This is a genomic window from Agromyces fucosus (assembly GCF_004134865.1).
Classification (GTDB): Bacteria; Actinomycetota; Actinomycetes; order Actinomycetales; family Microbacteriaceae; genus Agromyces; species Agromyces fucosus.
In genome coordinates this window covers 256,389-279,985 of record NZ_SDPO01000004.1, presented here as the reverse complement: position 1 = coordinate 279,985, position 23,597 = coordinate 256,389, and the positions used below count along the sequence as shown (strand labels likewise).

Here is a 23,597-nt window from a genome sequence, read left to right as displayed (position 1 = left end):
CGCATGCTCGAAGAGGAATACCAGGAGCGCCGCGTGCTCCCACCCCACCTCCGCAAGCCCGTGCCCGCCGAAGCCCCGTTCGAGTACGCGATCCGCGATGCCGTCGCCACCGACCTGCCCGCGGTGCGCGAGATCTACAACTACTACGTCGCCAACTCCACGGTCACGTTCGATGAAGACGCGATGACGCTGAAGGAGTGGAAGACGAAGTTCGCCTACCTCGACAAGCTCGGCATGCCGTTCATCGTCGCGGAGTCGCCGAGCGGACAGTTGCTCGGGTACGCCCTCGTCGCGCCGTGGAAGCCGAAGCGGGCCTACCGGTTCACGGTCGAGAACTCGATCTACCTCGGGCCCGCTGCATCCGGCAAGGGTCTCGGGCGAGTGCTGCTCACCGAGCTCATCGAGCGCTCGAAGGCAGCGGGTCTCAAGGAGATGATCGCCGTCATCGCCGATCAGGGCGCCGAGGCGTCGATCGCGCTGCACGAGAAGTTCGGCTTCGAGGAGATCGGCCGCATGGGCCGGGTGGGCTACAAGTTCGAGCGCTGGCTCGGCACCGTGCTGCTGCAGAAGTCGCTCAAGTAGTCGAGCGGATGCCGCGGCGCGCGCCTCGCACGCGAGGGCGACGGGGGCAGGCGCTCACGTGAAGAAGCTGACCTCGACCTCTGCCGCGAGCATCGCGAGCAGCGCCGAGGCGAGGCCCGTCGCGAGCAGCAGGCCGGGGTGCGCGAGTCCGATCGTGATCCGGCGCAGCCCGGGCGCGTTCGCCAGCAGTGACGCCGGCACCTCGCTCGACGCGGGCGCCTCGCCCCAGCCGCGGAGTCGTGCGAGGAACCACGAGCAGCGCACGATGAGCGCGGCCCAGAGCACGGTGGCGGCGAGGGGTGTGATCGCGGAGAGCACCTCGAATCCGATGCCCGTGATCTCGTCCTCCTTGCCCTCGGCGGCGAGCTGGATCGAGGTCGAGATGGCGGCGCCGAGCACGACCGAGCCCGACCAGGCGAAGAAGGCGAACACGAGCGTCAGGTAGCGCGAGAAGAAATGACCGAACACCGAGCTGCGGTGCTCGAGATGATCGCGCGGCGTCGCCCGCAGCACGGCGATCGTCGCGACGAGGCTCGGCGCGACGAGCAGCACGACGAGGAGCGCCCAGAGCCACGCCGGCCAGTCGAGGAAGGCGGCGACGACGATGACGACGACGAACAGCGCGGCCCAGACCGCGCCCCAGACGAGCGGATGCCTCGTGATCGCCTGCATGGCCCCACGATAGCGTTGCGGCGCGGCATGCAGCCGTAGGCTCGGAGCATGACGTCCCTGCACGATCACACGGCCCTCGAGCTCCATCAGATGCTGCAGCGGGGCGACGTCTCGCCCGTCGAGGTGACGGAGCACTACCTCGCCCGCATCGAGCGGCTCGATCCCGAGGTCGGGGCATTCGCGACCGTCACGCCCGAGGCCGCACTCGAGCGGTCGGCCCGCGTGGCGTCCGAGGTGCCGAAGACGGCGCCGCTGTGGGGGTTGCCCCTCGCCGACAAGGACCTGCACCTGCGGGCCGGGGTGCCGGCGCGGTTCGGCTCCCGGGCGTTCACCGATTTCGTGCCGGACACCTCCGACGAGCTCGTGCGGGCGGTCGACGTCGCCGGGGCCGTCAGCCTCGGGAAGACGCAGACGCCCGAGTTCGGACTTCCCTCGTACACCGAGGGGGTCGGCACGATTCCGACCAGGAACCCGTGGGACCTCGCGCTCGGCGCCGGCGGCTCCAGCGGGGGAGCGGCGGCGGCCGTGGCATCCGGAATGCTGCCGTTCGCGCCGGGCTCCGACGGCGGCGGGTCGATCAGGATCCCCGCGGCGTCGTGCGGGCTCGTGGGCGTCAAGCCCAGCCGCGGACGGGTGCCAGGGGGCTCAGGGCTCACGAGCCTGGCGGGGCTCGGCGTGGCCGGACCGCTCGCCCGCACGGTCGCCGATGCCGCCCTGCTCCTCGACGGGATCATCGCGCCGTCGGGGTATCCGGCGGGGCATCGCTTCGCGGTGCGCGCGCCCGGCGACGACGGACCGTTCCTCGGCGCGGCCATCCGAGGTGAGGGCAGATTCCAGCTCGGCGTCATGACCGACTCGCCGTGGGACGAGACCTACGACATCGCGATCGACCCCGAGGCCCGCTCGGCGCTCGACCTCGCCATCGAAGCCTTCGAGGGCCTCGGACACGGCATGGAGGCGATGGCTCCTGCCCCGGAACCCGGGTACCCCGAGGCGTTCCGCACGATCTGGCAGGCGGGAGCCGCGACGATCCCCGTCGACGGCGAGGCCGAGGCGATGCTCGAACCGCTGACGCGGTGGCTGCTCGCCCGAGGGCGGGCGCTGCCGGCTCGTCAGCTCGCCGAGTCGCTCGCCTGGCTGACGGGCTTCGAGGAGCGGGTCATCCGCCGGTTCGCCTCGTACGACGCGGTGCTCACGCCGGCGCTGGCACTGACGCCGCGGCCCGTCGGCTGGTACGACCCCGATGACGGCGAGCGCAACTTCGCCCAGCAGGTGCAGTTCACGCCGTTCACCTCGTTCGTCAACGTCTCGGGGCTGCCGGCGATCACCGTGCCGGTCGCCGAGACGGTCGATGGCGTGCCCATGGGCGTGCAGCTCATCGGGCGCCCCGGAGGGGAGGCGACGCTCTTCGCGATCGCCGCCCAGCTCGAGCGGCGGGTCGGCCGGAGCAGGCGGCATCCGGCGATCTGGTGACGTCGGCGACGATGGTGCCATGCGGCATCGACGACGGACTGTGACGACGTGGCCGAAACCCGGATTGACGGAGTTAGGTAAGCCTCACCTATAGTGGAGCCATGCTCGGTCTCGACCTCACCCTCTCCTACGACGGCGCCCCCGTGGTGCACGGCGCGGAGATCCACCTCGAACCAGGCAAGGTCACCGCGCTCGTCGGCCCGAACGGCAGCGGCAAGTCGACGCTGCTGCGCTCGCTCGCCCGCCTGCACCGGCCCGACGCCGGGCGCGTGCTCCTGGCCGACGACGGTCGCACGATCAGCGAGGGCTCGCACGCCACCGAGCCCGCCGACCTCCTCGAGCACGGCATCGACGCCGCGACGCTGAACGGCCGCGAGTTCGCCCGCCGCGTCACCCTGCTCGCCCAGAGCCGCCCGACACCCGGCGGCATCACGGTGCGCGAGCTCGTCGAGTTCGGTCGCCACCCCCACCGGGGCCGGTGGGTCGCCGGCGACGCCGACGGCGCCGCGATCGTCCGTCGGGCCATGGAGCTCACCGGGGTCGCCGAGTTCGCCGAGCAGTCCGTCGACCGTCTCTCGGGCGGGCAGCTGCAGCGCGTCTGGCTCGCCTCGTGCCTCGCGCAGGACACGAGCGTGCTCCTCCTCGACGAACCCACGACCTACCTCGACCTGCGCTACCAGGTCGAACTCCTCGACCTCATCCGCGAGCTCGCCGACGAGCACGGGGTCACGATCGGCGTCGTGCTCCACGACCTCGACCAGGCGGCCGCCGTGGCCGATCGGGTGGTGCTGCTCGAATCGGGCCGGGTCCGCGCCGTCGGCACGCCCGCCGAAGTGCTCGTCTCCGACGTGCTGAGCTCGGCCTACGGCATCCGCGTCGACGTCGAGGTCGACGACCGGGGCTGCATCACGACCTGCCCCATCGGGCGCTACAACACGCGTGAACGCGTCGAACGCCTCGCCGTCGCCTAGCCACTTTCCTCCCATCCACCCCCTCGCGTGGGACCCCCATGCCCGCGCACGATCGAAGGACATCATGAGTAGAGCTGCCGCAACCCGGCCGACCATCGCCCTGACCGCCGTCGCCGCGGCATCCCTGCTGCTGCTGACCGGCTGCGGCACGACCGAAGAGGCCGGCGCGGCGAGCGGCGATGCCGCGATCGTGATCACCGACGACCGCGGCGAATCGGTCGAGCTCTCCGCTCCCGCTGAGAAGATCGTCGCCCTCGAATGGAACACGGCCGAGAACCTCGTCGCGCTCGGCGTCATGCCCGTCGGCGTCGCCGACGTCGAGGGCTACACCGACTGGGTGCAGTCCGAGGCGCTCGACGACAGCGTCACGGATGTCGGCGGCCGCGGCGAGCCCTCGGTCGACGCCATCGCGGGCCTCGCGCCCGACCTCGTGCTCACGACCACCGACCTCTCCGAGTCGGTCATCGCCCAGATCGAGGAGTTCGCGCCGGTGCTCGTCGTGCGCGGCGCCGACGCCTCGAACCCCATCGGGCAGATGGAGTCGAACCTCGAGCGCATCGCGACCGCGACCGGCCGCGAGGCCGAGGGCGAGGAGTTGCTCGCCGGCTTCGACGAGAAGCTCGCCGAGGGCAAGGCCGCGCTCGAGGCCGCCGGTCTCGCCGGCGCGCCGTTCATGATGAGCGATGCCTGGGCCAGCGGCGGCCAGGTCGCCATCCGCCCGTACGCCGAGGGTGCGCTCCTGACCGCGGTCACCGAGGAACTCGGGCTCGAGAACGCCTGGACGGGTGAGGGCGACGCCGACTACGGGCTCGGCTCGACCGACGTCGAGGGCCTGACCGCCGTGCCCGACGTGGAGTTCCTCTACATCAGCAATGGCGATGTCGACGCCTACCAGATCGAGCTCGGCGAGAACGCCGTGTGGAAGTCGCTGCCCTTCGTGCAGAGCGGCAACGTGCACCGTCTGCCCGACGGCATCTGGATGTTCGGCGGCCCCTCTTCGATGAACGACTACGTCGATGCCGTCGTCGCGACCCTTGCCGGCTGAACAGGCACGCGCGGTTGACGGAGCACAGACGCTGAGTCCCGCCCGAGGCGGGGCCGCCCGGCCCCGCCTCGGCGCGGTGCTCCTGCTCGCCATCGGTCTCGTCGTCGCCACGCTGCTCGCCGCAGTGCACGTGACGCAGGGATCCGCCGACGTGGGCCTGCCCGAACTGCTCGGACTGCTCGGCGGGGGATCCGACGACCAGGCCGCCGCCGTGCTCGTCGCGTCGCGGATGCCGCGGCTCGCCGCCGGCGTGCTCGTCGGCATCGCGCTCGGCGTCGCCGGCCTCGTCATGCAGAGCATCTCCCGCAACGTGCTGGCCTCGCCCGACACGCTCGCGGTCAACGCCGGCTCGTACCTCGCCGTCGTGGCGGTCACGGCGTTCGGCATCGCGCTCCCCGTGGTCGGCGGCGGCGCCGTCGCCTTCCTCGGCGGACTCGCGGCGGCCGGCCTCGTGCTCGCCCTCTCTGCGGGCGGTGGCCGCGGCGGCGGCACGGTTCGCCTCGTGCTCGCCGGATCGGCGATCGCGCTCGCCCTCACCGCCCTCACCACGATGCTGCTCCTGCTCTACCCGGAACGCACCGAGGGCCTCTTCGCCTGGGGCAACGGCACGCTCGCCCAGACGGGCATGGAGCCCATGCTCCAACTCGGCCCGGTGGTGCTCCTCGCCGTCGCCGCCCTCTTCCTCTTCGCGCGCCAGTTCGACCTCATCGCGCTCGGCGACGACACCGCGACGGTGCTCGGCGTACCGGTGCGCCGCACCCGGCTCATCGGGCTCCTCCTCGCCGTGCTGCTGTCGGCGGCGGCCGTCACCGTGGCGGGCCCCATCGGCTTCGTCGGCCTCGCGGCACCCGCGATCGTCCGGCTCATCGCCGTGCGCGTGCCCGGCATGCAGCGGCACGTGATCCTGATCCCCGCGTCGGCGCTCATGGGCGTCATCGTCGTGCTCGGCGCCGACGTGCTCCTGCGCCTCGCCTTCGGAGGACAGGCCGGCGTCGAGGTGCCGACGGGTGTCGTCACCACGATCTTCGGCGCCGTGTTCCTGATCGCACTCGCGCTGCGCGCCCGCGCCTCATCGGAGAGCGGCACCGGGTTCGTCATCGGCGCCGGGCTCTCGCCACGCGGCCGCCGGCTCGTGATCGCGGCATCCGCTGTGCTGCTCGTCGTGCTCGCCTTCGTGTCGCTCCTCCTCGGCGACGCCAAGATGCTCGGCGGCGACGTGCTCAACTGGGCGACCGGGCAGGCCGGGCCGCTCGTCGAGTTCGTGATGAACACGCGCGCACCGCGGGTCGCCGCGGCGATCCTCGCGGGCGCAGCACTCGCGCTCGCGGGCACGGTCGTGCAGGCGGTCTCGCGCAACCCGCTCGCCGAACCCGCGATCCTCGGCGTCACGGGCGGCGCGGGCGTCGGTGCCGTGCTCGTGATCACCTTCTGGCCGCTCGCGACGTTCCTCGGCGTGACGGTCGGCGGACTCGCCGGTGCGGCACTCGCGGCGCTCATCGTGTTCGGCCTCGCGATGCGAGGCGGGCTCGCCTCGACGCGGCTCATCCTGATCGGACTCGGCGTCTCGGCGGCGGCGGCCGCCATCACCTCGATGCTCATCATCGCGACCGACCCGTACAACGCGGCGAAGGCGCTCACCTGGATGTCGGGCTCGACCTACGGCCGTACGTTCCCGCAGTTGATCCCGCTCGCGATCGTGACGCTCATCGCCGTGCCGGTGCTCGCCTCTGCTCGCCGCGAACTCGACCTGCTCGCGTTCGACGACGACACGCCGCGCGTGCTCGGTGTGCGGCTCGGCTCGACCCGGCTCGGCCTGCTCGCCGTCAGCGTCGCCCTCACGGCGACCGCGGTCTCGGCCGTCGGCGTGATCGGCTTCGTCGGCCTCGTCGCCCCGCACGCCGCACGAGCGCTCGTCGGCTCGCGGCACGCACTCGTGCTGCCGCTCGCGGCCCTCCTCGGCGCACTGCTCGTGTGCGTCGCCGACACGCTCGGCCGGACCGTCATCGCGCCCGCCCAGCTCCCCGCCGGCCTCCTCACGGCGGTCGTCGGCGCCCCCTACTTCGTCTGGCTGCTCTGGCGTTCGCGCCGCAGCGGCTGACCTCATCCGACTTCGTCTGGCTGCTCTGGCGTTCGCGCCGCAGCGGCTGACCGACCGCCCCCTTCCGACAGGAGTTTCGCAATGGCCAAGCCCGGTTACCGAGTGTTCGACACGAGCGTCGCCCGGATCCGGCGGATGTCGCCGCACTTCGTGCGCGTGACGTTCCGCTCCGACGACCTGCGCGACTTCGGCTGGGACGGCCCCGACCAGCGCATCAAGGTCGTGCTCCCGCTCGCCTCGAGCGGCTTCGACGACGTCCCCGTCGAGGGTGAGTGGTACGCGTCGTGGCGGGCGCTGCCCGACGACCGCCGGAACCCGATCCGCACCTACACGATCCGGGCGACCCGCCCGGATCTCGGCGAGCTGGACGTCGACTTCGTGGCCCACGGCGACAGCGGGCCGGCGTCGCGCTGGATCGCGTCGGCGGCCGTCGGCGACCGCATGCTCGTCATCGGTCCCGATGCCACGAGCGAGGAGGACTCGGGCGGCTGGGAGTGGAACCCCGGCGCGGCCCGCACCCTGCTGATCGCGGGTGACGAGACCGCGGTGCCCGCGGTCGGCGCGATCCTCGAGCAGTTGCCGGCGGACGCCCGTGGAGCGGTGTTCCTCGAGGTGCCGGAGGCCGGCGACGTGCTCGAGCTGCGCGCACCGTCCGGAGTCGCCGTGCACTGGCTTCCGCGCGGCGACGCGGGGGGCGGCGGGCAGGCGGGGGAGTCGCAGTACGGCGCGCGCCTCGTCGAGGCGGTCACCGCGTGGGCTGATGCCTGGGTCGCGGCCGACCCCGCTGCGGCCGCCGTACCGGCGGCAGGCCCCGCCGCGGCGCGCGAACTGCCGGCCCTCGACGACGACGAGATCCTCTGGGAGGTGCCGGCCGCCGCCGACGACGGAGGGCTCTACGCCTGGCTCGCGGGCGAGGCGTCGGCGATCACGACGCTCCGCCGCCACCTCGTGAAGGGGATCGGCGTCGATCGGCGTCGGGTCGCCTTCATGGGGTACTGGAAGCTCGGCCGCGCCGAGGGGTAGGCAGGTAGCCGCCCGCCTCGAGGCCCGCCTCGATCTCGAAGCGGTTCTTCAACGGATTGCGCCCGGCGACGAGGTAGAGCAGCGGGAAGAGCATGCCGTACTTCAGCCACTGCTGCTTGTGCACGGCCTCGTGGCCGAGCACGCGTTCGCCGTCGTTGCGGTTCGTGAGGTAGCAACCGCCCACGCACGAGCCGCCGCGACCGAAGGTCCACTTCGGCATGCCCGTGAAGACGAAGAGCCCGTGCCGGCGTTCGACCCTGCCGGTGCTCCAGATGAAGCCCCACGTGAAGCCGACCGCCGTCGCCCACCAGTACCCGAGACGACTGATGGGGGAGTCCGTCAGGCGGATGCGGAGCGTGCGGTCGCCGCTGCGCGTCGGGAGATCGCCGCTCACGCCGCGGCCTCGTCGGATTCGTCGGCCTCGTCGGCATCGCCGTCAGCGGATGCCGCGGCATCCGCTGTCCCGGGTCGGCCGAGCGCTTCGAGCAGTCGCAACCACACCTCGCTCATCGTCGGGAACGCCGGCACGGCATGCCACAGGCGGTCGACCGGCACCTCGCCGACGATCGCGATGGTCGCCGACTGCAGGAGCTCGGCGACGTCCGATCCCACGAACGTGGCCCCGACGACGGTGCCGCGACCGGCGTCGACGACGAGTCTCGCCTGCCCCTCGTACCCGTCGGCGTGGATGCCGGCTCCGCTGACCGACGCGAACGACACGTCGGCGACGCGGATGTCGCGCCCGTCGCGCTCGGCCGCTGCCGCGGTGAGGCCGACCGAGACCGCCTCGGGTTCGGCGAACACGACCTGCGGCACCGCCGAATGGTCGGCGGTCGCGACGTGCGCACCCCACGGCGCGGTCTCCTCGGGCCGTCCGAGCGTGCGTGCGGCCACGAGATCGCCCACCGCGCGTGCCTGGTACTTGCCCTGGTGCGTGAGCAGGGCTCGGTGGTTGAGGTCGCCCACGGCGTAGAGCCACGGCCGCTCGGCGTTGCCGTCGGCGTGCGTCGCGAGCATCGTGTCGTCGACGGCCACCCAGTCGCCGGGCTCGAGCCCGATCGTCTCAAGACCGAGCCGTTCGGAGCGGGGCCGGCGCCCGGTGGCGACGAGCACCTCGTCGGCGGTGACGGTCTCGCCGCCGGCGAGCGTGACGACGACCTCATCAGCGGTGGTGCGCTCGACCCGTTCGACGGCGGCATCGAGGCGAACGGATGCCCCGAGCCCTCGCAGCCCGTTCGCGACCGCCTCGCCGGCGAAGGGCTCCATGCCGCTGAGCAGTCCGCTGCGGGCGAGCACGGTGACCTCGGTGCCGAACCCCGCGAAGGCGGTGGCCATCTCGACGCCGGTGACCCCGCCGCCGATGACGACGAGCCTCGTGGGCGGCGCGGTGACGCTCGTCGCCTCCCGACTCGTCCACGGGCGTGATTCGGCGAGGCCGTCGATCGGCGGAATGACGGGGTCGGTTCCCGTCGCGACGATCACGGCGTGACGCGCCCGGTAGACGACCATGTCTCCGCCGGCGCGCTCGACGACGACGCGTCGCACGCCGTCGAGGCGGCCGTGGCCGCGTTCGAGGCCGACGCCGATGCTCTCGAGCCAGTCGGCGCCGCCCTGGTCGCTCCAGTCGGAGACCCAGTAGTCGCGCCGTGCCAGCACGGCGCGCACGTCGAGCCCGCCGGTGACGGCCTGCTTCGCCCCGTCGACGCGCTGGGCGGCGCGGAGTGCGGCCGCGCTCCGCAACAGCGTCTTCGAGGGGATGCACGCCCAGTAGGAGCACTCACCGCCCACGAGCTCCCGTTCGACGAGCACGACCTCGAGCCCGGCTGCGCGCGCCCGATCGGCGGCGTTCTCTCCGACCGGCCCGCCGCCGATGACGATGACGTCGACTTCGCGTTCCATCCCGTTCCCCTCCGGTCACCGGCACGTGCCGACGCCTGAAGCCCAGCCTAGGCAGAAGCGGGCGCCGTCGGGCCGGTGGTCAGCGGAGCGCCCCGCCGCCGGAGGTGAGCGCCCCGACGAGGCGCAGGATGGTCGGCAGGTCGTCGTCGGCCGATTGCGGTGACGCAGGTGCGAATCCGGCGATCGCCGCGCCCGCGATCGGGAACCTCGCGGCGACGGCGCGCACGAGGGCGACGAGCTCCGCGGTGCCGATGCCGAAGGGCATCGGATACGAGAGCCCGGCGAGGGCAGCGGGGTCGAGCACGTCGAGGTCGATGTGGATGAAGACCTGCGACGCGCCCGTCGCCTCGACGGCGGCGATGACGAGCGAGGGGTCGGAGAGGTCCTCGACGGTGAGCGTCGCCACGTCGTGCGCCTCGATGAACCGGCGCTCCTCGTCGTCGATGGCCCGGATGCCGCCGAGCACGAGTCGCTCGGGGGGGACGCGCGTCTCGGGGTCGAGCGCGAGCCCTTCTGCGCCTTCGCCGACGATCGCCCGCAGCGTCATGCCGCCGAATCCGCCCGATGGCGACGTCTCGGGCGTGTTGAGGTCGGGGTGGGCGTCGAGCCAGAGCACGGCGAGGTCGCCGGCCGCGCGGGAGGAGGCGTGACCGACCGAGGCGAGCGAGGCGCCGCAGTCGCCGCCGATCGTGAGCGCCCAGTCGGGGACCCGGGAGAGCGCCTCGGCCGTGCGCTCACGCACCCGCAGGAGGGTGCTGTATCGCTGCACCCCGGTGCCGAGCGACTCGCCCGCCTCGACGGGCACCTCGACGACGATGGTCGAGGAACTCGGGAGGTCGCCGAGGATGGCGGCGGCGCCATCGGCATGGCTCATGGCACGGGAGGAGACGGATCCCTGCCAGAGCGGGACCACCACGAACGTTGCGGGCATGTCGTCCAGTATCGCGCGTTCCGCTGCGGGTCGAGCCGGTCGAGCCGGTCGAGACCGAGGTTTCGACCGGCCCGACCCCGCGGATCGATCAGCCGCCGATGGCGCCCTGGCTCGATCCGCCGGCCTTCAGGGCGGCGAGTCGGGCGTCGACCTCGGTGAGCTCGCCCAGGTCGTCGAGCTCGTTGAACTGCGCGTCGAGGCTGGATGCCGCGAGCTCGGCCTGGCCGCGCACGACGGCCTCCTCACGACGGATCTTGTCCTCGAAGCGGCCGATGTCGCTCGTCGGGTCGAGGATGTCGATCGACTTGACCGCGTCCTGCACCTGGCGCTGCGCTGCGGCGGTCTTCGCCCGGGCGACGAGCTCGGAGCGCTTGTTCTGCAGCTGGACGAGCTTCTCCTTCATGCCGTTCAGGCCCGACTTCAGCTTGTCGACGACCTCGGTCTGCGCGGCGATCTGGGGCTCGGCGGCCTTGGCCTCGTTCTCCGAGGAGATCTGACGGCTCAGCGCGACCTTCGCGAGGTTGTCGAACTTGTCGGCACCCGCCGCGTCGCCGGCCGTGCGCAGTTCGTCGCCCTTCCGGCTCGCGGCCACGGCCTTCTCGCCCCACTCGCGCGCCGCCTCGACGTCTTCGCGGTGGTCGTCCTCGAGGAGGCGAAGGTTGCCGATGGTCTCGGCGATGGCGGCCTCGGCGTCGGCGATCGCGTTCGTGAAGTCGCGCACCATCTGGTCGAGCATCAACTGCGGGTCTTCCGCCTGGTCGATGAGGTTGTTGATGTTGGCTCGCACGAGCTGCGAGATCCGTCCGAAGATGGACTGCTTTGCCATGGTGGTTCCTTTCGTGGTGTTCAGAGTTCGGTCGTGCCGGTCGATGGTCGGATCAGAATCGCCCTCCGCTTCCGCGCCGCGAACGGGTAGCGGAGCCGCCGAAGCTGCCGGCGGAACGGCCACTGCTGCGTCCGCCGCCGAATCCTCCGGAGGAGCGCCCGCCGCCGAAGCCGCCGCCCCCTCCGCCGCCGCCCAGGACCGAGTTGATGAGGATGCCGCCGAGCACAGCGCCGAGGACGTCGCCGCCGCCCGATGAGCCGCCGGTGCCGCCGCCGAAGCCGCCCATGCCGCCCCCGTAGCCGCCGACGTCGCGCTGGGCGAGCGACATGGCCTCCGCTGCGAGGCGCTCGGCCCGCTGTGCCGAGGTGAGCGCGGAGGCGGGGTCGGTCGCGGCGGCGCCCTGTGCCTCCACGAGCAGTCGGCCCGCCTCGGCGAGTCGCGTTCGGGCCTCCGCACCGATCGCTCCCCGGCGGGCGACCAGGTAGTCCTCGGCGGCCTGCACCTGCGATCGCGCGGTCGTGAGCGATCGGGAGAGCTGCGCCTGTACGCGAGCGGCCTGCTCCGCGGCATCCCGCACGCTCTGGATCGCGGCGTCGATCTCGGCGTCGACCTGCTCGAGCTTCGCCTGCAGGGCGATCGGGTCGCGCCCGGGGGCCGCGATCGCGGCACGCAGCGCAGCCGACTCTGCGGCCACTCGATCGGCGAGTACGCCGGCCCCTGCGTCTTGGAGGCCGCGCGCGACCGCGACGTCGCGGTCGAGTTCGTCGACGCCGGCGGCGACCGCGGTGTCGGCAGCCGCGAGGTCGGCGGCGAGTCGATCGACGGCGGCCGTGAGCAGCTCCGTCTGGTCGACCGCCTCCTCGGCCGCGCGGATGCCGACTGCGGCCTGGGCGGCGTCGCCCGCCGAGACATCCGTGCTCGCGGCGGCGAGGGCCTCTCGGGCGAAGCCCATGCGCGACCGTGCCTGCGTCAGGTTGTCGCTGACCGGTGCAGTGGCGGATGCCGCGTACTGGGCGCCGAGTGCGGCGAGACGCTGCTCGGCCGGCGCGATGGTCGCCTCGGCCGCGACCGCCGCCTGCTGCACCCGCGCGAGCTGGGCGGGTGCGTCGCGTTCGAGCGCTCGGAGCTCGTCGAACTGCTCCGCCTGCTCGTCGAGCGCCGCGTCGGCCTCGCCCGTGAGGCGGATGATGCCGCCGTACCATTCGCGCCGCTCGTCATCGGTGTCGGGCGTTGCGTCGTCGAGCTGCTGTTGCAGGGTGAACGCCTGCGCGACCTTCTCCTTCGCCGCGTCGAGCGCGGCGCGGAAGGACTCGGTCGAGGCCTCGCCGTACGAGGCGACGGCGAACCCGAGTTCCTCCTCGCTCGTCTTGACCGCGTCGTCGATCTGCACGAGGGCGCTGCCCGCCTGACGGCGCAGTTCCTCGATCGAGGGCAGCGGCACCCCGCCCTCGCCCGCTGCAGCGCGCTTCTTCTTGCGCCGCGCCAGCACGATCGCGATGATCACGACGACGATCGCGGCGATGACGATGAACCAGACGAAGCCCCAGCCGTTTCCGCCGCCGCTGCTGCCCCCGCTGGCCGATCCGTCGGCGATCGCGTTCGCCCCCGCGATCGCTGCCCCCGCCCAGTCCTCGTCGCGGAGTTCCGGTTCGATCACCTCGAGGCTGATGCGGTCGAGCTCCTCAGCGGAGATCGAGGCGTCGCTCGCCGCGGAGAGGTAGTAGGCGCGACCGTCGACGGCGACGGCGAGCAGGTAGTCCTCGCTGCCCAGGTTGTTGGCGATGGCCGTCTCGTCGGCCCAGTCGGCCGCCGAGGCGGGATTCGTGAACTCGTCGACGTAGGCGACGAAGAGCTGCCGTCCGCTGCGGTCGGCAGCGGCGTCGAGTGCGGCGACGACGTCATCGGCTTGGCCGCCGAGTGCCCCGACGGTGTCGACGACGGGGGAGGAGGTGAACGAGACGGGGTCCTCAGCCCATGCGAGCCCGGTCGCGCCGGCTCCGATCACCGCCCCTGCGACGATCGCGAGAGCCGCGAACCACTTGCGTACTGCGCGCATGCACCAGTGCCTTTCCCCCGTCCGAGCGGACGATCCAGAGTCTATGGGGCGGCGCCGGGCCTCGTCCACGGTCTGAGGCGCTTGCCAGGTCGAGTCGGGTCGGACCGAGGGGAGGTACGAGAAAAGCCTCGGCCGATGGCCGAGGCTTCTCGAATCATGTGCTGGATCATCGGCGCGAAACGCCGACCCCACCACCACTCACAACGTGCCCCCGGAGGGATTCGAACCCCCGACCTACGGTACCGGAAACCGGCGCTCTATCCCCTGAGCTACGGAGGCGCACAGCTAGAGACATTACCACTTCGCGGGACGCCGCCCGACCCGTCGGACGCGGTCGGTTCGGCTCAGGAGAGGCTGAGGCGGGCGACGGTTCCGAGCAGGTCGTCGCGCACCTTCGCGGTCAGGAACGCGCGTGCGCCGTGCAGCACGGGGTCGTGGTCGATGCGCGTCGCGACGACCTCGGGATACCACCGGCTGATGCTGCGGATGCCGCGCTCCACCGCTTCGGCGAGGGGCTGTCCGCCGACGATCGCGGTGGGGCCGGCGAGCACGAGCCGGCCGGGATCGAGGGTCGCGAGGAGCGGCAGGGAGATGTGCGCGACGCGCTCGCCGATCTCCTCGACGATCGCCGCCCGATCGGGGCTCGCGGCGATGGCCTCGAGTGCGGAGCGATGGTCGGCGTCGTCGAGACCGTGGGCGGCCGCGATGCGGCGCACCGCCACGGCGCCGGCGAGATCCTGACTCGTGACGGCGTGCTCGTCGAGCGCCTGGGCGGCGGCCGACAGCGGGAGGAAGCCGATCTCGCCCGCGCCGCCGAAGCTGCCGCGGTGCAGGTCGCCGGCCACGTCGAAGGACGCGCCGACGCCGTTGCCGAGCCAGAGCAGCGCGAAGACGTCGCGACCCTCGCCCGCGCCGGACTCGCGTTCGGCGATCGCGGCGAGGTTGACGTCGTTCTCGACGAACACCGAGACGCCGAGCTCGGTCGCGAGCGCCTGCCGGAGGCCGCTGACCGGCCAACCGGGCAGGGTCTCGCTGAACAGGGTTCCCTCTTCGCCCGGATCGACGTAGCCGGCCGTGCCGATGCACACCGTGTGCACGACGGAGGGGTCGGTGCCCGCGGCCTCGCTCGCGTCGCGGATCGCCGTGCGGACCTCGCGCACCGCATCGCGATCGGCGGGATCGCGGGACAGCGCCGTGCGCACGACCGGCCGTTCGCCGCCGGCCGCGTCGACCACCGAGGCGCGCAGTTCGTCGGCTTCGATCGCGATCGCGACGCCGAGAGGTCGGTCGGTGCGCGCGGCGTACAGCGTCGCGCTGCGGCCGGGATTGCCGGCGACCTGTCCGCGCTCCTCGACGACGCCCGCGGCGATCAGTCGGGTCATCATCATCGACGCGGTGGGCTTGGAGACGCCGACGAGTTCGCAGATGCGGTTGCGGGTGAGTGGCCCGTGGTCGAGCAGCGCCGAGAGGCCGACGCGGTCGTTGACCGCGCCGAGCCATGAGGGGGTGCCCTGAGCTGATCTCATCGTCGCGGCGGCGTGGGTCAGGCGGCGGGGAGGTTGGCGAGCACGTCGGACACGAGCTGGCCGGCGTCGCCGGGTTCGAAGAGCGCTGCGGAGCGGATCACGATCCAGTACGGGCCGCTGAAGACCTGCACCTCTCCGTTGCCGGCCGCCTGGGTGAAGTAACCCTCGATCTCGGGAGGGGTTCCGTAGGTGGGCACCGGGGTCGACTCCATGGCGGCATCGCTCTGGTGGGCGAGCAGCGCGGCGGGCGGGGGAGTCGCGACGCCGACCTCGATGACCTCGCCGCTCGTCTGGTTCATCCAGCCGCACGCGGTGCCGGCCTCGTCGCCGACGATCGCGGCCATGTGGTCGCCTGAAGCCTCGAAGTCGGGAGCCGTGCCGAAGTTCGGGTTGAAGGCGTAGACCTGGTCGGGCGTCAGCAGCGCGTCGCACTCGATCGCGAACGGCACCGCGGGCTCAGCGGTCTCGGTGGGCACCGCCGACGAGGACGAGCTGGGCGTCTCGCTCGCCTGCGGCGGGGCGGTCGTCTTGTCGGGGTCGGCGGTGGCGCCGGTGCATCCGCTCAGCAGCATCACGGATGCCGCGACCACGAGTACGGCGGCGGCGGGACGGGTGCGGGACAGACGGGGCGAGCGCAGCATGTGACGAACCTTATCAATGGCGGCGGGTAGGATTTGCGGGTGACTCCCGCCGATCTTTCGCACGCCCTGTACGCCCTCGTCCTCGCCATCGTCGAGCGACGTCGCGCTGCGGGCGACGAGGTCGCGTTCGAGCTCACCGCGAACGACGTCGCGCTCGAGCGCCCGAAGAACCGCGAGCACGGCGACTGGGCGTCCAACATCGCGATGCGCGTCGCGAAGCCGCTCGGCGTGAACCCGCGCGAACTCGCGACCGAACTCGCGACCGGCCTCGCCGGCGTCGACGGCGTCGCGAGCGCCGAGGTGGCCGGACCGGGCTTCATCAACGTCCGGCTCGACGCCGCAGCGGCCGGAGCCCTCGCGAAGACCATCGTCGAGGCGGGCGCCGGATACGGCACGAGCGACACCCTGGCGGGCAGCGTCATCAACCTCGAGTTCGTGTCGGCGAACCCCACCGGCCCGCTGCACATCGGCCACACCCGCTGGGCCGCGCTCGGCGACTCCATCGGGCGCGTCCTCCGTGCCGCCGGTGCCGAGGTGGCCAACGAGTACTACATCAACGACGCCGGCAACCAGATGGAGAACTTCGGCGCCTCGGTGCTCGCCGCGGCGAAGGGCGAACCGACCCCCGAGGGCGGCTACCCGGGCGCCTACATCGGCGAGCTCGCCCGCCAGGTGCTCGAGCGCGAGCCGAAGCTCCTCGAACTCGACCACGCCGTGGCGCTGCACACCGCGACCGAGATCGCCTACGAGCTGCAGCTCGCCGAGATCCGCGCCTCGCTCGCCCGGTTCAACGTGCACTTCGACGTGTGGACGAGCGAACGCCGCCTCCACCGCAAGGGCGATGACGGGCTCTCCGACACCGACACCGCGGTCGAGCGCCTGCGCGCCCAGGGCCACGTCTTCGAGCTCGACGGCGCCGTGTGGGTGCGCACGACCGACTTCGGCGACGACAAAGACCGGGTCATCCGTCGCGCCAACGGCGTCTACACCTACTTCGCCGCCGACGCCGCCTACTACCTCGACAAGAGCGACCGGGGCTTCGCGCACAAGATCTACCTGCTGGGCGCCGACCACCACGGCTACGTGCACCGGCTGAAGGCCCTCGCCGGCGCCGCGGGCGACGACCCCGCGCGCGACATCGAGGTGCTCATCGGCCAGCTCGTGTCGATCAACGGCGCCAAGCTCTCGAAGCGCGCCGGCAACATCATCGAGCTCGACGACCTGCAGGCCTGGCTCGGCACCGACGCGCTGCGCTACACGCTCGGCCGCTACCCCGCCGATTCGCCGCTCACGATCGATCCCGAGATCCTGCAGCGCCGCACGAACGACAATCCCGTCTTCTACGTGCAGTACGCGCACGCCCGCACGTGCGCGGTCGACCGCAACGCGGCATCCGTCGGTCTCGACCGCTCGTCGTTCGCGCCCGAGCTGCTGACCCACGAGACGGAGTCGGCGCTGCTCGGCGCACTGCAGGAGTTCCCGCGCATCGTCGCCCAAGCGGCCGAGCTCCGCGAACCGCACCGCGTGGCCCGCTACATCGAGGAGCTCGCGGGCCTCTACCATCGCTGGTACGACAACTGCCGGGTGCTCCCGCTCGGCGAGGAGCCGATCGGCGAGCTGCACCGCACGAGGCTCTGGTTGAACGACGCGACGGGTCAGGTCATCCGCAACGGCCTCGAACTCCTCGGCGTGTCGGCACCCGAACGCATGTGACCCACCACCCCGACACGGAGGCCTCGATGGCGAAGCACGGCGACGAGCACGACGCGGGCGAGACTCCTGAGTCGACAGGGCCGGTCGAACCGGTCGAGACCGACGAGGCGCAGCCGACGGAGGTCATCGAGACGGGTGACGACGGCGCGGGCGCCACGCTGGTCATCGAGACGGATGCCGCGGACGAGCAGCCGACCGAGGTGTTCGAGCCCTACGCGGCCGCGGGCGCTGCGGCCGGTGCGTCGGCCGCGGCCGCCGCCGGAACTGCTGCGCCCGAGGCCGACCCCGCCGAGGCCGACCCCGCCGAGGCCGGCGACGGCGAACCCCGCCCGCGCCGGCGGCTCGGTCGCGCAGCACGGATCTGGATCGTCGTCGGCGTCGTCCTGGCCGTCGTCGTCGCGCTCGTCGTCGTCGCCGACATCGTCGCCCGCGGCATCGCCGAGGATCGGGTCGCGGAGGAGATCGAGGCCAACCTGCCCGACGGCGTCGACGGCGACGTCAACGTGACTATCGGCGGGTTCTCGGTGATCGCCCAGTACCTCTCGGGCACGATGCAGCACGTCGAACTCGACGCGCCCGAACTCACCGTCGAGGGCGCGCCCGTCGCCGTCTCGGTCGTCGCCGAGGGCATGCCGGTCGATCTGGCATCGCCGGTCGACCGACTGACGGCGACCATCACCGCCGATGCCGACTCGATCAACCAGCTCATCACGGTCGCGGGCGTCGAGACCGGGCTCACCCTCGGCGACGGCACGGTCGGCTACGAGGGCCGCATCGAGATCTTCGGCCTTCCGATCACGTACCAGGTGACCGCCACCCCCGTGGCAGCGGGCGATTCGGTGCTGCTCGAACCCGAAGGCGTCGAGGTCGGCGCGGTCGGCGCGTCGATCGACGTGTCGGGCATCATCGAGCGGCTGCTCGGCGGCGACCCGCTCGAGATCTGCATCGCCGACCGGCTGCCAGAGGGCGTCGAACTCGAATCGATCGCGGTGGCACCTGGCGCCGCCGCCATCCGGCTGCAGGCCGACGGCCTCGTGCTCGACGCCTCGAGCCTCGAGCAGAAGGGCACGTGCGGGTAGGCTCCGACGTCGCCGGGCCCGGGAACCCGGCTCCCGGCACGGTGCAGGCCGGTCGCGCGGCGGGCCGATTCGGCTCGGCATGCACGCCTCGGTAGACTCGCGGTACGCCGACCCACAAGGTCGACGCGCACAGCAGGCTTCAGGAACCGATCCGGGTTCGCTCGCCGCGAGCGATCCATGACATCGTCTTCCGTCCGTGAGGTTCCCCCGTGGCATCCACCGCATCCGTCCCCGGATGGCTCAGCGTGCCCGACGACGCCAACGCACTCGCGCCGCTCGTCTGGCCGTCGGATGCCGCGCGCGACGAGGCCGGTCGGCTCGTGATCGGAGGCCGCGACGCGGTGTCGCTCGCCGCCGAGTTCGGGACCCCGCTCTACGTCGTCGACGAGGCCGACGCCCGCGCCCGCGCGGCCCGCATCGCGCGCGCCTTCGACGCCGCCGCGGCTTCCATCGGCACCTCTGTGACGGTGTATTACGCGGGCAAGGCCTTCCTCTCGGGCGCGGTCGTGCGCTGGGTGACCGACGAGGGCCTCGCCGTCGACGTCTGCACGGGCGGCGAGCTCGCCGTCGCGCTCGCGGCAGGTGCCGACCCGGCTCGCATCGGGTTCCACGGCAACAACAAGTCGCTCGCCGAGATCGAGCGCGGGGTCGACGCGGGCGTCGGCGCGATCGTCATCGACAGCGAGATCGAGATCGAGCGGGTCGCGGATGCCGCGGCGCGCGCCGGCCGCATCCAGCCGGTGCGGCTCCGCGTCAACAGCGGCGTGCACGCCTCGACCCACGAGTTCCTCGCGACGGCGCACGAAGACCAGAAGTTCGGCGTGCCGCTCGACCGCGCGGTCGAGCTCGGCGCCCGCATCCGCTCGCACGCCTCGCTCGACTTCCTCGGACTGCACTGCCACATCGGGTCCCAGATCTTCGACGCCGCGGGCTTCGCCGAGTCGGCCGAACGGCTGCTCGGCGTGCACGCCGAACTCTCGAAGGCGGCCCCGGTTCCCGAGCTGAACCTCGGCGGCGGCTTCGGCATCGCCTACACCTCCGCCGACGAGCCCGAGCCGATCGAGCAGATCGCGCAGGGCATCGCCGCCGCCGTCGCGAACGGATGCCGCGTGCACGACGTGCCGGTGCCGAAGCTCGCCTTCGAGCCCGGGCGGTCGATCATCGGCCCGGCGGGCGTCACGCTCTACACGGTCGGCACGATCAAGCCCGTGCCGATCGACGGCGGGGTGCGCCACTACGTCTCGGTCGACGGCGGAATGAGCGACAACGCCCGCACCGCGCTCTACGGCGCCGAGTACTCGGCTCGCATCGCCTCCCGCGTCTCCGATGCCGCGCCCGCGCTCGTGCGGGTCGCGGGCAAGCACTGCGAATCGGGCGACATCGTCGTCGACGCCGAGTACCTGCCGGGCGACGTCGCCCCGGGCGACCTGCTGGCCGTGCCGGCCACCGGCGCCTACTGCTGGTCGCTCGCCTCGAACTACAACCACGTGCCGCGCCCGCCGGTCGTCGCCGTCCGCGACGGCGTGGCGCGCATCATCGTGCACGGCGAGACCGAGGCGCAGCTGCTCTCCCGCGACGCCGGGCTCGAGGCATCCGCCGGAAACGACCGCGCCATCGAAGGGAACCCTGCATGATCGAGTACCGCTCCATCCGAGTGGGCCTGCTCGGAGCGGGCTCCGTCGGCTCGCAGGTGGCACGCCTCCTGCTCGAGCACTCCGACGAGCTCGCCCAGCGCATCGGCGCCCGCATCGAGCTCGTCGGCATCGCCGTGCGGGACGTCGACGCCAAGCGCGACGCCGAGCTTCCCCGAGAGCTCCTGACGACCGACGCCGACGCGCTCATCGTCGGCTCCGACATCGTCATCGAGCTCATGGGCGGCATCGAGCCCGCCCGCACGCTCGTGCTCCAGGCGATCGCCTCGGGTGCCGACGTCGTGACGGGCAACAAGGCGCTGCTCGCGAGCCACGGCCCCGAGCTCTTCGCCGCAGCGGAGCAGGTCGGTGCGCAGCTCTCGTACGAGGCCGCCGTCGCCGGAGCCATCCCGATCATCCGCCCGCTTCGCGACAGCCTCGCCGGCGACCGGGTCGACCGGATCCTCGGCATCGTGAACGGCACCACGAACTTCATCCTCGACCGCATGGACCAGACGGGGGCCTCCCTCGAAGACGCCCTCGCGACCGCGACGGAGCTCGGGTACGCCGAGGCCGACCCGACCGCCGACATCGGCGGCTACGACGCTGCGCAGAAGGCGGCGATCCTCGCGAGCCTCGCCTTCCACACGAGCGTCCCCGTCGAGGCCGTGCACCGCGAGGGCATCACGGGGGTCTCGGCCGAGCAGGTCGACTCCGCACGTCGCGCGGGCTACGTCGTGAAGCTCCTCGCCATCTGCGAACGACTGACCGATGCCGAGACCGGCGAGGAGGGCGTCTCGGCGCGCGTCTACCCGGCGCTCGTGCCCCGCAGCCACCCGCTGGCCGCCGTGCACGGCGCGAACAACGCCGTGTTCGTCGAGGCATCCGCTGCCGGCCCCCTCATGTTCTACGGCGCCGGCGCCGGGGGAGTGCCGACCGCCTCCGCCGTGCTCGGCGACCTCGTCGCCATCGCGCGCCGGCACGTCATCGGCGGCCCGGGCACGGCCGAGTCCACGCATGCGGCACTGCCCGTGCTCGACATCGGGCGCATCACCACGCGATACGCCATCACGCTCGAGGTCGAAGACGAACCGGGCGTGCTCGAGCAGATCGCGCACACCTTCGCTGCGCACGGCGTCTCCGTCGAGCAGTTGCAGCAGACCGTCAGCGAGGGCTCGGAGCGGGCTACGCTGGTGATCGGGACGCACGAGGCGAAGGAGTCCGCGCTCGCCGAGACCGTCGCCGCCCTCGCCCAGAGCCCAGTCGTCGCATCCGTCGCGTCCGTCCTCCGAGTCGAAGGAGCAGTGTGAACACCCCCATCACCCCCAAGGCCAACTCGCGTCAATGGCGCGGAGTCATCCGCGAGTACGCGCACCGGCTCGACGTCACCGACGCGACCCCGGTCATCACCCTCGGCGAGGGCGGCACGCCGCTCCTTCCGGCCCCGGCGCTCTCGGCCCGCACCGGCGCCGACGTCTGGGTGAAGTTCGAGGGCATGAATCCCACGGGCTCCTTCAAGGACCGCGGCATGACCATGGCCGTCACGAAGGCCGTCGAGCACGGCGCGAAGGTCGTCATCTGCGCGTCGACCGGCAACACGTCGGCGTCGGCCGCCGCCTACGCCACGCACGCCGGCATCAAGGCCGCGGTGCTCGTGCCCGAGGGCAAGATCGCCATGGGCAAGCTCAGCCAGGCCATCGCCCACAATGCGGAGCTGCTGCAGGTGCAGGGCAACTTCGACGACTGCCTCGACATCGCCCGCGACCTCGCGGCGAACTACCCCGTGCACCTCGTCAACTCGGTGAACAACGACCGCATCGAGGGTCAGAAGACCGCGGCGTTCGAGGTCGTCGAGGCGCTCGGCGACGCACCCGACTTCCACTTCATCCCGGTCGGCAACGCCGGCAACTACACCGCGTACACGCGCGGCTACCGTGAGGACATCGCGATCGGCAACGCCACGCGCATGCCGCGGATGTTCGGCTTCCAGGCCTCGGGCTCCGCGCCGATCGTGCGCGGCGAGCCGGTGAAGGACCCCGACACCATCGCGAGCGCGATCCGCATCGGCAACCCGGCCTCGTGGGAGCTCGCCCTACAGGCGCGCGACGAGACCGACGGCTACTTCGGCGCGATCGACGACGACAAGATCCTCGAGGCCCAGCGCATCCTCTCTGCGGAGGTCGGCATCTTCGTCGAGCCCGCATCCGCGATCTCGGTCGCCGGCCTCCTCGAGCGCTCGGCCGCGGGCGTCATCCCCGCCGGCGCCCGCGTCGTGCTCACGGTCACCGGCCACGGCCTGAAGGACCCGCAGTGGGCGCTCCGCACGGCCGACGGCTCCGACGTGCAGCCGACGATCGTGCCGGTCGACACCGCGCAGATCGCCTCGGTGCTCGGACTCTCCTCATGACTGCCACCGCCGCGGCGCAGCACACCGACGCGTCGACGCTGGCCGGGCGCCGCGTGCTCGTGAAGGTGCCGGCGACCTCGGCGAACCTCGGCCCCGGGTTCGACACGCTCGGGCTCGCGCTGGCCAGGTACGACGAGCTCGAGGTCTCGGTGCCGGATGCCTCGGCGGACGCCCCGGGGCTCGAGATCGAGGTGCACGGCGTCGGCGAAGGCGAGGTGCCGCTCGACGAGCGTCATCTCGTGGTGCGGGCGATCGCCCACACCTTCGCCCGTGCAGGGGTGCCGATGCCGGCGCTCAAGCTCGTGGCGCACAACGTCATTCCGCACGGCCGCGGCCTCGGCTCCTCGGGTGCCGCGATCGTCGCCGGCGTCGTGGCGGCCAAGGGCCTGCTCGAGGGCATCGTCGACTTCAGCGCCGACGAGCTGCTCGATCTCGCAACGGAGCTCGAGGGGCACCCCGACAACGTGGCCCCGGCGCTCTTCGGCGGGCTCACGATCGCCTGGGTGACGCCCGAGGGGCCGCGCCACAAGAAGCTCATGGTGCACCGCGGCGTCTCGCCGCTCGTGCTCGTGCCCGAGCACGAGATGTCGACGGCGCTCGCGCGCTCGCTGCAGCCCGAGTCGGTGCCGCACGAGGACGCCGTGTTCAACGTCTCGCGCTCGGCGCTGCTCGTGGCGGCGTTGATCCAGAGCCCCGAGCTGCTGTTCCAGGCCACCGAAGACAAGTTGCACCAGCACTACCGTGCCGCGGCGATGCCCGAGACCGACCGGCTCATCCGGGTGCTTCGCGAGGCGGGGCATCCTGCCGTCGTCTCCGGCGCCGGGCCGTCGATCCTCGTGCTCGCGAGCGACCCGAGCGAGCGCGCGGCGGCCATCGCCATCGTCGAGGCCTCCGCCGACACGGCCTGGCAGGCGCTGCCGCTCGCGGTCGACTTCAAGGGCGCGACGGTTCAGAGCGCGTAGCGGTCTGAAGCCGTCGCGACATCCTCTCCACAGGCGCGTCGCGTGGCGGGACGAACGGCTCG

General features: G+C 72.3%; 20 protein-coding genes and 1 tRNA gene. 12 read left to right on the top strand and 9 right to left on the bottom strand.

Features of this window, described 5'->3' with window-relative positions; translation table 11 throughout:
• Positions 1–3 precede the first annotated feature (3 nt).
• Positions 4–582, top strand: coding sequence for a GNAT family N-acetyltransferase (locus ESP57_RS16800; protein WP_165877505.1), 579 nt, complete (start codon positions 4–6; stop codon positions 580–582).
• Positions 583–636: 54 nt separating this feature from the next.
• Here the strand turns inward: ESP57_RS16800 and ESP57_RS16795 are convergent, their stop codons facing one another.
• Complete coding sequence (locus tag ESP57_RS16795; protein ID WP_115962253.1) at positions 637–1,254, bottom strand: hypothetical protein; 618 nt, start codon at positions 1,252–1,254, stop codon at positions 637–639.
• Positions 1,255–1,302: 48 nt separating this feature from the next.
• Here ESP57_RS16795 and ESP57_RS16790 point away from each other — a divergent pair, with 48 nt between their 5' ends.
• From ESP57_RS16790 to ESP57_RS16770, 5 genes are all read left to right on the top strand, one after another.
• Entirely contained in the window at positions 1,303–2,727 is a 1,425-nt protein-coding gene (locus tag ESP57_RS16790; protein ID WP_129232334.1) for an amidase, read from the top strand.
• Between the two features lie 101 nt (positions 2,728–2,828).
• On the top strand, positions 2,829–3,698 hold the full coding sequence (locus ESP57_RS16785) for an ABC transporter ATP-binding protein (protein ID WP_056014141.1): 870 nt from the start codon (positions 2,829–2,831) through the stop codon (positions 3,696–3,698).
• Between the two features lie 64 nt (positions 3,699–3,762).
• Entirely contained in the window at positions 3,763–4,743 is a 981-nt protein-coding gene (locus ESP57_RS16780) for an iron-siderophore ABC transporter substrate-binding protein (RefSeq protein ID WP_129232333.1), read from the top strand.
• Positions 4,715–6,841 carry an iron ABC transporter permease gene (locus ESP57_RS16775; protein WP_129232332.1) on the top strand — a complete coding sequence of 709 codons (2,127 nt, stop codon included), beginning with the start codon at positions 4,715–4,717 and terminating at the stop codon, positions 6,839–6,841. Before ESP57_RS16780 ends, ESP57_RS16775 begins: the two co-directional genes overlap by 29 nt.
• An 81-nt stretch (positions 6,842–6,922) precedes the next feature.
• The gene (locus tag ESP57_RS16770) at positions 6,923–7,864 is read left to right on the top strand and encodes a siderophore-interacting protein (RefSeq protein WP_129232331.1); all 942 of its coding nucleotides are present in this window, start codon (positions 6,923–6,925) and stop codon (positions 7,862–7,864) included.
• On the opposite strand, the gene ESP57_RS16765 is transcribed toward ESP57_RS16770, so the two are convergent.
• The 8 genes from ESP57_RS16765 to ESP57_RS16730 all read right to left on the bottom strand — a co-directional run bounded on the left by ESP57_RS16765 (position 7,827) and on the right by ESP57_RS16730 (position 15,743).
• On the bottom strand, positions 7,827–8,258 hold the full coding sequence (locus ESP57_RS16765; RefSeq protein ID WP_129232330.1) for a Fe-S oxidoreductase: 432 nt from the start codon (positions 8,256–8,258) through the stop codon (positions 7,827–7,829). The two genes, ESP57_RS16770 and ESP57_RS16765, sit on opposite strands and share 38 nt — an antisense overlap.
• Positions 8,255–9,763 carry a dihydrolipoyl dehydrogenase family protein gene (locus ESP57_RS16760; protein WP_129232329.1) on the bottom strand — a complete coding sequence of 503 codons (1,509 nt, stop codon included), beginning with the start codon at positions 9,761–9,763 and terminating at the stop codon, positions 8,255–8,257. Before ESP57_RS16760 ends, ESP57_RS16765 begins: the two co-directional genes overlap by 4 nt.
• 79 nt (positions 9,764–9,842) lie before the next feature.
• Complete coding sequence (locus ESP57_RS16755; RefSeq protein ID WP_129232328.1) at positions 9,843–10,694, bottom strand: arginase family protein; 852 nt, start codon at positions 10,692–10,694, stop codon at positions 9,843–9,845.
• Between the two features lie 88 nt (positions 10,695–10,782).
• Complete coding sequence (locus tag ESP57_RS16750) at positions 10,783–11,520, bottom strand: PspA/IM30 family protein (RefSeq protein ID WP_056014123.1); 738 nt, start codon at positions 11,518–11,520, stop codon at positions 10,783–10,785.
• Positions 11,521–11,572: 52 nt separating this feature from the next.
• A complete protein-coding gene (locus ESP57_RS16745) occupies positions 11,573–13,576 on the bottom strand; it encodes a TPM domain-containing protein (RefSeq protein ID WP_129232327.1) in 2,004 nt (667 codons plus the stop codon).
• 206 nt (positions 13,577–13,782) lie between these two features.
• Positions 13,783–13,855: transfer RNA gene (locus ESP57_RS16740), tRNA-Arg, on the bottom strand.
• Positions 13,856–13,920: 65 nt separating this feature from the next.
• On the bottom strand, positions 13,921–15,102 hold the full coding sequence (locus ESP57_RS16735) for an ROK family transcriptional regulator (protein WP_129232326.1): 1,182 nt from the start codon (positions 15,100–15,102) through the stop codon (positions 13,921–13,923).
• Between the two features lie 17 nt (positions 15,103–15,119).
• The gene (locus ESP57_RS16730) at positions 15,120–15,743 is read right to left on the bottom strand and encodes a hypothetical protein (protein ID WP_056014112.1); all 624 of its coding nucleotides are present in this window, start codon (positions 15,741–15,743) and stop codon (positions 15,120–15,122) included.
• A gap of 39 nt (positions 15,744–15,782) precedes the next feature.
• On the opposite strand from ESP57_RS16730, the gene ESP57_RS16725 reads away from it, so the two are divergent.
• The 6 genes from ESP57_RS16725 to thrB all read left to right on the top strand — a co-directional run bounded on the left by ESP57_RS16725 (position 15,783) and on the right by thrB (position 23,535).
• On the top strand, positions 15,783–17,456 hold the full coding sequence (locus ESP57_RS16725) for an arginine--tRNA ligase (protein ID WP_129232325.1): 1,674 nt from the start codon (positions 15,783–15,785) through the stop codon (positions 17,454–17,456).
• A 26-nt stretch (positions 17,457–17,482) separates the two neighbouring features.
• Positions 17,483–18,535 carry an LmeA family phospholipid-binding protein gene (locus ESP57_RS16720; RefSeq protein ID WP_129232324.1) on the top strand — a complete coding sequence of 351 codons (1,053 nt, stop codon included), beginning with the start codon at positions 17,483–17,485 and terminating at the stop codon, positions 18,533–18,535.
• A 209-nt stretch (positions 18,536–18,744) separates the two neighbouring features.
• Positions 18,745–20,169 (top strand): diaminopimelate decarboxylase, encoded by a 1,425-nt coding sequence (gene lysA, locus ESP57_RS16715; RefSeq protein ID WP_129232323.1) that lies wholly within the window; start codon positions 18,745–18,747, stop codon positions 20,167–20,169.
• Complete coding sequence (locus ESP57_RS16710; RefSeq protein ID WP_115962291.1) at positions 20,166–21,476, top strand: homoserine dehydrogenase; 1,311 nt, start codon at positions 20,166–20,168, stop codon at positions 21,474–21,476. The genes lysA and ESP57_RS16710 overlap by 4 nt, the downstream gene beginning before the upstream one ends.
• Complete coding sequence (thrC, locus tag ESP57_RS16705; RefSeq protein WP_235507796.1) at positions 21,473–22,573, top strand: threonine synthase; 1,101 nt, start codon at positions 21,473–21,475, stop codon at positions 22,571–22,573. Before ESP57_RS16710 ends, thrC begins: the two co-directional genes overlap by 4 nt.
• On the top strand, positions 22,570–23,535 hold the full coding sequence (thrB, locus tag ESP57_RS16700; protein ID WP_129232322.1) for a homoserine kinase: 966 nt from the start codon (positions 22,570–22,572) through the stop codon (positions 23,533–23,535). Before thrC ends, thrB begins: the two co-directional genes overlap by 4 nt.
• Positions 23,536–23,597: the final 62 nt, after the last annotated feature.

Excerpts from the sequence above, each read along its gene's own strand:
- ESP57_RS16790 (WP_129232334.1), top strand. The coding sequence starts at position 1,303 with ATGACGTCCCTGCACGATCACACGGCCCTCGAGCTCCATCAGATGCTG.
- ESP57_RS16755 (WP_129232328.1), bottom strand. The coding sequence starts at position 10,694 with ATGCCCGCAACGTTCGTGGTGGTCCCGCTCTGGCAGGGATCCGTCTCC.
- ESP57_RS16800 (WP_165877505.1), top strand. The coding sequence starts at position 4 with ATGCTCGAAGAGGAATACCAGGAGCGCCGCGTGCTCCCACCCCACCTC.
- thrB (WP_129232322.1), top strand. The coding sequence starts at position 22,570 with ATGACTGCCACCGCCGCGGCGCAGCACACCGACGCGTCGACGCTGGCC.
- ESP57_RS16780 (WP_129232333.1), top strand. The coding sequence starts at position 3,763 with ATGAGTAGAGCTGCCGCAACCCGGCCGACCATCGCCCTGACCGCCGTC.
- ESP57_RS16760 (WP_129232329.1), bottom strand. The coding sequence starts at position 9,763 with ATGGAACGCGAAGTCGACGTCATCGTCATCGGCGGCGGGCCGGTCGGA.
- ESP57_RS16795 (WP_115962253.1), bottom strand. The coding sequence starts at position 1,254 with ATGCAGGCGATCACGAGGCATCCGCTCGTCTGGGGCGCGGTCTGGGCC.
- ESP57_RS16785 (WP_056014141.1), top strand. The coding sequence starts at position 2,829 with ATGCTCGGTCTCGACCTCACCCTCTCCTACGACGGCGCCCCCGTGGTG.
- ESP57_RS16730 (WP_056014112.1), bottom strand. The coding sequence starts at position 15,743 with ATGCTGCGCTCGCCCCGTCTGTCCCGCACCCGTCCCGCCGCCGCCGTA.
- ESP57_RS16735 (WP_129232326.1), bottom strand. The coding sequence starts at position 15,102 with ATGAGATCAGCTCAGGGCACCCCCTCATGGCTCGGCGCGGTCAACGAC.
- ESP57_RS16745 (WP_129232327.1), bottom strand. The coding sequence starts at position 13,576 with ATGCGCGCAGTACGCAAGTGGTTCGCGGCTCTCGCGATCGTCGCAGGG.
- ESP57_RS16720 (WP_129232324.1), top strand. The coding sequence starts at position 17,483 with ATGGCGAAGCACGGCGACGAGCACGACGCGGGCGAGACTCCTGAGTCG.
- ESP57_RS16775 (WP_129232332.1), top strand. The coding sequence starts at position 4,715 with ATGCCGTCGTCGCGACCCTTGCCGGCTGAACAGGCACGCGCGGTTGAC.
- ESP57_RS16750 (WP_056014123.1), bottom strand. The coding sequence starts at position 11,520 with ATGGCAAAGCAGTCCATCTTCGGACGGATCTCGCAGCTCGTGCGAGCC.
- ESP57_RS16770 (WP_129232331.1), top strand. The coding sequence starts at position 6,923 with ATGGCCAAGCCCGGTTACCGAGTGTTCGACACGAGCGTCGCCCGGATC.
- ESP57_RS16710 (WP_115962291.1), top strand. The coding sequence starts at position 20,166 with ATGATCGAGTACCGCTCCATCCGAGTGGGCCTGCTCGGAGCGGGCTCC.